Origin of the sequence: Streptomyces sp. IBSBF 3136, assembly GCF_036815105.1 — a bacterium.
Lineage (GTDB): Bacteria > Actinomycetota > Actinomycetes > Streptomycetales > Streptomycetaceae > Streptomyces.
The window spans coordinates 1-7,571 of the sequence record NZ_JAJSZC010000301.1 but is presented as its reverse complement, the minus strand read 5'-3'; the positions used below and the strand labels follow the sequence as shown (position 1 = coordinate 7,571).

General features: G+C 71.6%; 7 protein-coding genes and 1 pseudogene. 5 read left to right on the top strand and 3 right to left on the bottom strand.

All coding sequences use genetic code 11. The annotated features are described in order from the left end of the window. The coding region (locus V7E45_RS36800) for a sensor histidine kinase (protein ID WP_333778632.1) at positions 1-2,475 on the bottom strand (2,475 nt) is incomplete at its 3' end. Between the two features lie 218 nt (positions 2,476-2,693). On the opposite strand from V7E45_RS36800, the gene V7E45_RS36795 reads away from it, so the two are divergent. From V7E45_RS36795 to V7E45_RS36775, 5 genes and pseudogenes are all read left to right on the top strand, one after another. Next, positions 2,694-3,653 carry an ABC transporter substrate-binding protein gene (locus V7E45_RS36795; RefSeq protein ID WP_333778631.1) on the top strand — a complete coding sequence of 320 codons (960 nt, stop codon included), beginning with the start codon at positions 2,694-2,696 and terminating at the stop codon, positions 3,651-3,653. 224 nt (positions 3,654-3,877) lie between these two features. Continuing rightward, a complete protein-coding gene (locus tag V7E45_RS36790) occupies positions 3,878-4,300 on the top strand; it encodes an ArsR/SmtB family transcription factor (RefSeq protein WP_333778630.1) in 423 nt (140 codons plus the stop codon). Between the two features lie 38 nt (positions 4,301-4,338). Continuing rightward, positions 4,339-4,635 (top strand): Sec-independent protein translocase subunit TatA, encoded by a 297-nt coding sequence (gene tatA, locus V7E45_RS36785; RefSeq protein ID WP_333778629.1) that lies wholly within the window; start codon positions 4,339-4,341, stop codon positions 4,633-4,635. Between the two features lie 88 nt (positions 4,636-4,723). After that, a pseudogene (locus tag V7E45_RS36780) lies at positions 4,724-4,831 on the top strand (IS5/IS1182 family transposase); the annotation flags it as partial. A 126-nt stretch (positions 4,832-4,957) separates the two neighbouring features. Then, entirely contained in the window at positions 4,958-5,674 is a 717-nt protein-coding gene (locus V7E45_RS36775) for a TetR-like C-terminal domain-containing protein (RefSeq protein ID WP_333778628.1), read from the top strand. Between the two features lie 107 nt (positions 5,675-5,781). Here the strand turns inward: V7E45_RS36775 and V7E45_RS36770 are convergent, their stop codons facing one another. Together V7E45_RS36770 and V7E45_RS36765 are read right to left on the bottom strand one after the other, a co-directional pair. After that, positions 5,782-6,315 carry a DUF6114 domain-containing protein gene (locus V7E45_RS36770; protein ID WP_333778627.1) on the bottom strand — a complete coding sequence of 178 codons (534 nt, stop codon included), beginning with the start codon at positions 6,313-6,315 and terminating at the stop codon, positions 5,782-5,784. A gap of 4 nt (positions 6,316-6,319) precedes the next feature. After that, positions 6,320-7,018 (bottom strand): DUF6230 family protein, encoded by a 699-nt coding sequence (locus tag V7E45_RS36765; protein WP_333778633.1) that lies wholly within the window; start codon positions 7,016-7,018, stop codon positions 6,320-6,322. Positions 7,019-7,571: the final 553 nt, after the last annotated feature.

Below are 7,571 nucleotides of genomic sequence, written 5' to 3'. Positions count from 1 at the left end.
GGTGTCGGCGGACTCGGGGGCTGGGGCCCCCGGGGTGACGGTCTTGGTGGCGGCGGCCTCGGCGGCGGCCGACTTGTCACCGGCGGTCTCGGCGCCGGCCGTCTCGTCACCGGGGGTTGCGGCACCGGCCGTCTTGGCGTCGGCGGTCTTGGCACCGGGGGTCGCGGCACCGGCGGTCTTGGCGTCGGCGGTCTTGGCACCGGCCGTCTCGTCACCGGGGGACCCGGCACCAACCGCCATGGCGCCGGCCGTCTCGGCGGCGGTGCCCGCGGCATCGGTGCTCGCGTCGCCCGTCTCGGCGCCGGCCGTCGTGGCGTCGGTGATCTCCGTGTCGGTGATCTCCGTGTCGGCGGGCTCGGCGTCGGCGGTTGCCGCGTCCCGGCGGGGGCGGCGGCGGGGCAGTTCGCCGGCGGGTTCGCCCCGTTCGCCGGGCGCGCCGTACGGCACCGGCCCCGAGGCGGCGTCGGCCGGCGCGGGTGCCAGGGCGACCGGGGACGGTGGCGGTGCCGTCACCGGGCCCAGCGTGAGCAGCAGCGACGCCGGCAGCGTCACCTCCGCCGTCACACCGCCGCCCGGGGTCCGGGTCAACTCGACGCCGATCTCCCAACGGCGGGCCAGCGCGCCCACCACGAACAGGCCCAGCACCTTCGTCGGCACGAGGTCCAGCCGCTCGCGGCGGATCAGCCGGGCGTTCTCCTCGGCGAGCCGCGCGGCGCTCATGCCGAGGCCGTGGTCGGTGACGACGATGTGGGCGCCCTCGGGGCCGGACCGGACGGTCACCTCCACCGGACTGCCTTCGGGCGAGAACGAGACCGCGTTCTCCAGCAGTTCCGCCGTCATCAGCGTGAGGTCGCCGATGATGTCCGGCTCCACCATGGCGTCCGACGCCGCGTACAGCCGGACCCGGGGATAGCCCTCGATCTGACCGAGCGCGGCCCGCACCACGGTGGACAGCGGCAGTGGCTCGCCGTCCAGCGCCGTCTCCCGGATGCCGGCCAGCAGCATCAGACTGTCCGCGTTGCGGCGCAGGCGTACGGCGATGTGGTCGATGGAGTACAGCCGCTCCAGCAGCACCGGGTCGGTCTCGCCGCGCTCCACGGAGTCCAGCAGCGCGAGCTGGCGGGTGGTCAGGTTGCTCACCCGGCGGCCGACGTTGCCGAACATCTCCGCGGTGTTGCGGCGGCTGACCACCTGTCGGGCCAGCAGCGCCGCGGCCGTCGTCTGCACCCGGTTGAACGCCTCCGCCAGGTCGCCGATCTCGTCGCGCGCGGTGACCGGCATGTCCCGCAGCCGGGGCGGCCCGTCGTCCTCGGCGTCGTCGTCGGCCACTCGGGCCAGCTCACGGCCCGCCACCTCCTCGACCTCGCGCGCGGCCTCGGTCAGCGCCTGCACGGGCCGCACCACCGAGCGGCGTACCAGCACCGCGAAGGCGATCCACAGCGCGAGTCCGAGCAGCGCGCCGTACAGCAGCAGGCCGGCCCGCCACTCGGCGGAGTCCGCGTCGGCGTCGGCGCGGTCGGCGATCTGGCCGATCAGGGAGGTGGTGACGCGCAGCCGGTCGGCGGCCTGGTGGGAGTAGTCCGGGTAGTCGGTCAGCGCGCGCTGCACCGCCCGGCGGATCTCGTCGCGCGACCCGGCCTCGAGCCGGGTGGGATCGATCTGCAGGTCCGCGTACGCCTGCGCGATCTTCTGCTGGGCCCTTGAGCGGTCGATGCCGGCGAGCTGCTGCGCCTGCCGCTCGGTGGCGAAGCGGGCGAAGCGCTCGCTCTGGTGGCGGTACAGGTCGTTGGAGCCGACCGCGTGGGTGAACTCGATCAGCGCGTTCGTGTCCCCGGTCGTCGCGGAGAACACGCTGGTCTCGAAGGCCCCGTGGGCGGCGTCCGCGCGCAGCAGGGAGTCGAGCAGGTTGCCGGTGAAGGTCGCGGCGAGGTCGCTGTCGCGGTCGAGCCCCAGACCGTCGATGAGGCCGCCGGTCGCGTCCGTGTAGGCGGGGTCGATGTTGTCGGCGGGCAGATAGCCGCGCTCGACGCTCTGGCGCAGGCTGGACAGGCCGTCCACGTCTTTCAGTGCCTGCGAACCGGCGTCCGTGAGCCGGTCGCCGAAGGTGGCGCGCACCCGCTTCGCCTGGGCGTCCACCGAGGTCTGCGCGCCGCGGTACGCGGACAGCGAGGGTGCGGAGTAACCGGACTCGTAGCGCGCCGAGAGCAGGATCGCCTGCTGGTGCTCGGCCTCCAGACGGTCCACGAGACGGGCGACCTGGGCGCTGTCCCGCACCGTCCGCGCCGCTGACTCGGCACTGTCCGACTGCCGCATGAGGTCGGTGACGAGGTACCAGAGGAGGACGGCGACGACGGCGAGCGGGATGCCGACGAGCAGGTTGAGCTTGCGACGGAAGGGCCAGCGGTCGGCGAAGCCCCCGATACCGCTGCGCACCGGGGCACGCCGGGCGGGCGCGTCCACCTCGTTCGTGGACACCGGGCCTCCTTCGTGGGACGCCTTTCGGCGGAAGCGGGCCCCGTGCACCGCTGTGACCGATATCAACTTCGGTGAGACTACCTGCTCCTTGAAGCGTCAATATGCTCGGCCTTTATCAAGAATCCGTTACAACAAGCTCCCAACTGGTCGCAGATCGAAGCCGATCGGTGATCTGAAGGCACTTGACTGACGGAGAAGCGGCTGGATTGGATCAGTGGGTGACTCACACCAACCGCATCAGCAGGACCATCCGGAGGAACCGAGGCGCGGCGGTGGTCGCCCTCGCGGCGGCTACGGCCCTGCTGGCGGGCTGTAGCTCCGCCGACGACAAGGGCAGTGACCCCCTTTCGGACAAGAAGGCGAGCGGCGACAGCGTGGTCGTCGGCTCCAACAACTTCGCCGAGAGCATCCTGCTCGCGGACATCTATGGCGAGGCCCTCAAGGCCAAGGGCGTCAAGGTCACCTACAAGCCGAACATCGGCAGCCGCGAGACCACTTACGGCCTGCTCAAGAACGGCTCCATCTCCGTGCTGCCCGAGTACAACGGCGCGCTGCTGGCCTACCTCGACCCGAAGGCGGCGCCGACGTCGGCCGAGGAGACCACGTCGGCCATCCTGAAGAAGCTGGACCCGAAGCTGACGGTGCCCATGTACTCGCCGGCGCAGGACAAGGACTCGGTGACCGTCAACGCGAGCACCGCGAAGAAGTATCACCTCACCGAGAAGTCCTCCATCGCCGACCTCAAGGCCGTCGCGAAGGACCTGACCATCGGTGCCTCGCCCGAGTTCCAGACCCGGCGGCAGGGCCTGGTGGGCCTGAAGGACGTGTACGGCCTCGACTTCAAGTCCTTCAAGGCGCTGGACGCGGGCGGCCCGCTCACCCAGACGGCGCTGGCGAAGAACGCCGTGCAGGTGGGGGACATCTTCACCACGGACCCGACCATCGCCAAGGAGAAGTTCGTCGTCCTTCAGGACCCGAAGAACCTCTTCGGCTTCGAGAACGTGCAGCCGCTCATCCGCAAGGACGCGCTGGACAAGAAGGGCGTCGAGGCGCTCGACGCGGTCTCCCGCAAGCTGGACACCGCGACCCTGCTGGACCTGGACACCCAGGTGCAGTCGCAGAACAAGGACCCGCTGGACGTCGCCAGGGCCTGGCTGAAGTCCGCCGGTCTCGACTGACCGTCAGCGGCGCGGCCACGGCCGCGGAGCCGAACGACGCGGGTGTCCCCGGATTCCGGGGGCACCCGCGTCGTGGGTCTCGCAGCGCCTGCGCACCGCGGCCCCGGTACCCGCCCGCGAACCTAGACTGAACACGGACACAGGTCACACACGGCGCACGCACAGCTCACGTACGGTTCACATGCAACGCGTGTACAGCGAGGAGCGGCAGGAGGACGGCGAGCATGGGGACGCCCCGCACGGGCCGGCAGGACCCCTCGGCCGAGGTGCTCACCGAGGCGGCCGCGGCTTTCGGACTGCTCGCCTCACCCGCCCGGCTGCACATGGTGTGGGCGCTCGCCCACGGCGAGAGTGACGTCACCGGGCTGGCCGAACGGGTCGGCGGCGCGCTGCCCGCGATCAGCCAGCACCTGACCAAGCTCAAGCTCGCCGGCCTCGTCCGCTCCCGCCGTGAGGGCCGCCGCCAGGTGTACTTCGTGGACCCCGGGGAGCAGGCCGCCGTCGTCGACGTCGTACGCCTCCTCGTCGGCCGGCTGGCCGAACGGGAGACGGCCGACGCCGTACCGTCCCCGCGCACCGCCCCACCGGGCCCCCGGTCGCGCGATACAGCGGGCGTATGGAGTCATCCCGGAGCATCCGAGTCCTAGGCCGTCGGGAAGAACCTGAGAACTGGGAGGGTGCGGTCATGCTCCGCAACGGACTCGAGCCCTGGCACCTGCTGATCCTCGCCATCGTGGTCATCGTGCTGTTCGGCTCCAGGAAGCTGCCGGATACCGCCCGTTCGCTGGGCAAGTCCCTGCGCATCCTGAAGAGCGAGGCGAAGGCGATGAAGGACGAGATCGTCAAGGACGCTGCGACCACGACCACGACCACGACCGCGACCACGACCGCGCCTGCCGCCGTCGCGGCCACCGCCGGCCCGGGCCGGGGCGCCGCTTCACCCTCGGAGCCCACAGTCGTCCGCGCCGGGGCAGACGCCTAGGGCCTTGCGGACCGGTGCCGCAGGGCCGTGACCTGCCACAACGCTGCGGACCGTGGCAGACGGTCTGTGAGCGGTTCGCCCGCTGGGAATCGCCACCCGCTTCGACGAACTCGCCGCCCGCTCCGCGGCCGGAGCCCACCTCGTCGCACTGATCCTCTGGCTCCGCGAACCCACCCGAGATCCTCTGTCGGACAGAAACCCAACCGCCGTTCCGCGCCAACGGGCCCTGATACCGCACCCTTTAGCCAGAACCGGCCGCATTCACGCCCCATTACCCGCCATGTAATCGACGCGATGCAGGACCTCTGACAGGGTCGGGATCATGACGACTTCCCAAGCCCGTGACCCCCACCAGGACGGCCCCGAGACGGCCGTCTCCCGGCTGAAGGCCGAGGCGGGCGGCCGCCTCGCGGCCCGGCACCGCGTCGACCTGGACCCGGCCGAGCTGGCCCGCGCGGCCGGCGTCGACCCGGCCCTGATCGAGGAGCGATTCCCGGACCGGGACGCCCTGTTGACCGACCTGGTGCTGGCCGCCTACAACGCGATGGGCGACAGCGCGGAGCGGGCCGCCACCGAGGCGGAGAAGGCCGGGGCCGAGCTGCTGGGCCGCTGGGTCGCGTGCTGCGAGGGTGTCCGCGCGTGGGCGCTCGCCCACCCCGAGGAGTACGTGCTGATCTGGGGCCGCCCGGTGCCCGGTTACGACGCCCCGCCGGAGACGATGGCCGCGGGCGCCCGCACGGTCCTGGTCCTGCTCGGCCTGGTCCGCGAGGCGTTGGCGGCCGGCGAACTCGCCGTGGACCACGTGCCCGCGCCCGAGTTGTCCGAGGGCATGGCCCGCACGATCGAGCCGCTGGCCCAGGGCATGCTGAGCGGCCTGCCCACCCCGGTCATCACCCGCATGCTGATCGTCTGGACCCAGCTGCACGGCATGGTCGGCTTCGAGGTCAACGGCCATATCGCGGGCGTCGCCGCCGACCCGGCCGCCTTCTTCACCCACGCGGCCACCGCCATGGGCCAGTACATCGGTCTGCCCCACTGATCCCGTGATTCCTCAGGGGGTGTCGGTCCCGCTCGGCCGTTCGGCGGCAGGCCGGACGGCCGGGGACTGGGGACCGGTGCGGAACGGCGGCGCGACGGCTCGCCGACTCAGGCCGGTTCCCCGGCCCCCGCGCCCGCACCGGCTCCTGTCCCCGCGCCCGCACCGGCTCCTGTCCCCGCTCGCGCACCGGCGTCCGCGTCCGCGCCCATGCCGTCGGCCGGGCCCTCGGCGCCGGCCCGCGCCAGATCGCGGCGCTTGCGGCGGCTGATCCGGGGCTCCTGGTCGGGGAGCCAGCCGAAGGCGAGGCAGCTGCCGACGGCACCGAGCAGGAGGCCGATGAAGAAGCCGCCCAGGTTCGAGGTGAGCCAGGTGCCCAGCGTGACCAGGATGCCGGTGATGGAGTAGAAGAGGCGCTGTCCGGGGTTGAAGAGGATCAGCAGGCCCAGCAGCACCATCAGCGTCGGCAGCAGGTAACCGGCCAGGCCCTGCATGCCGATGTGCGTCACGACCTTCAGCGACGCCTTCTCGGTGAGCAGGATCTCGCCGCCGCCGAGGGCGAGCAGCAGCCCGCCCCAGAACGGCCGACGGGCCCGCCATCCCCGGAAGGCGGGCCTCAGTCCCCGAGGTGGACGATCCGGCATGGGATCAGCAACCCGAGTCGCTGAAACGGAGCTTGAGACCGGGCAGCTTGAAGACGCCGGCCGTGGTCGCGTAGTTGGTCTGCCGCAGATTGCCGATGTGGACGGTGTCGGCCTGCTGGCTGAAGACGCCGATCGGGCCCTTGGCGTTCGCCTTGTCCAGCGTGCTGGCGTCGTTGCCGATCTCGATGTTGCCGAACGCCGCGTCACCCGACAGCTCGGTCGAGTCGGTGGTGAGGTCGGTCGCCTTCACCTTCTGCCGGCCACCGCCCGCGGTGATCAGCAGGTTGGTGCCGCCGAGGTCGACGCTCTGGCACAGCTTGGTCAGCGTGGCGTTCTTGATCGCCGAGGTGACGACGAGCACCTGGCCGCCGGTGTCCCCGGCGTTGGGGCTGCCGTCCGCCATGTTGTCGAGCCCGCCGAACTGCTCGAACCCGGTGCCGTTGAGTTCGGTCGCGGTGACCGTGAACGGCATGCCCGAGATCGCGAACTGCACACCGAGCGCCCCCTGCGCGGTCAGGATCGCGAGGCCGGCGGCGACCAGGGTGGCGGGCACCGCCATGACCGCGGCCCGGCGCAGGCGCACCCGGCCCCGTCTCCCACCGGCGGCGGAAGTCCCGGGGGCGGCTGATGCTTCGGCTGGGGAATCGCTTTCCGGCTGCTCGGGCGTGTTGTCGGCGGACGAGTGGTCCGGGGACGAGGCCATGTCTGCTCCCATGTGCATAGATCAATGCGGGTTGGGCTTCAGTGGCGCGGTGTCCTGGCGCGGACAGGGGCTGTCGCGCACGCCTCCTCGCACTCCCGGCGGATGCAAGGGCTTTCTCGTTACGCGGCAGTAGCCTTCGAGGAAGTTACCGCCGGTTACATTGAAGGGTCAAGGGAGTTGTGAAAAAAGGGTGTCGGATGTGCGTGGACGCCCTCGCGCCTGCTGGGGAGCAGGCGACCGGGTCGACGCGGTGAACATCAACTCGCCTGTGCGGCCTTGACGTTGACGGTTCATCAGGTCTACAACTGCCCCTGGTTCCACCGGATCCGTGGCGCCGGATCCGTCGAGCGGCTCGGACCGCTTTCCCGGCCTTCCGCAGGCAACCCGCACCGCCCCTCACGCGGCACCGGCACGGTCGTTCTTCCTGATGGCCGATGCCCCGCCGCGCCCTGACCGGCCCGGCCGGAGGCCTACCCCCGAGGTCTTCGGCCGGCGCCCGGCCGGCCGCCGTCGCCGGTCCGCCGCGTACGGAGAAGGCGTCGCGGACCGGCGA

What these genes read in the sequence shown, in the direction of transcription:
- V7E45_RS36790 (WP_333778630.1), top strand. Translation starts at nt 3,878, where the DNA reads ATGGGGACGCCCCGCACGGGCCGGCAGGACCCCTCGGCCGAGGTGCTC.
- V7E45_RS36770 (WP_333778627.1), bottom strand. Translation starts at nt 6,315, where the DNA reads ATGCCGGATCGTCCACCTCGGGGACTGAGGCCCGCCTTCCGGGGATGG.
- tatA (WP_333778629.1), top strand. Translation starts at nt 4,339, where the DNA reads ATGCTCCGCAACGGACTCGAGCCCTGGCACCTGCTGATCCTCGCCATC.
- V7E45_RS36775 (WP_333778628.1), top strand. Translation starts at nt 4,958, where the DNA reads ATGACGACTTCCCAAGCCCGTGACCCCCACCAGGACGGCCCCGAGACG.
- V7E45_RS36765 (WP_333778633.1), bottom strand. Translation starts at nt 7,018, where the DNA reads ATGGCCTCGTCCCCGGACCACTCGTCCGCCGACAACACGCCCGAGCAG.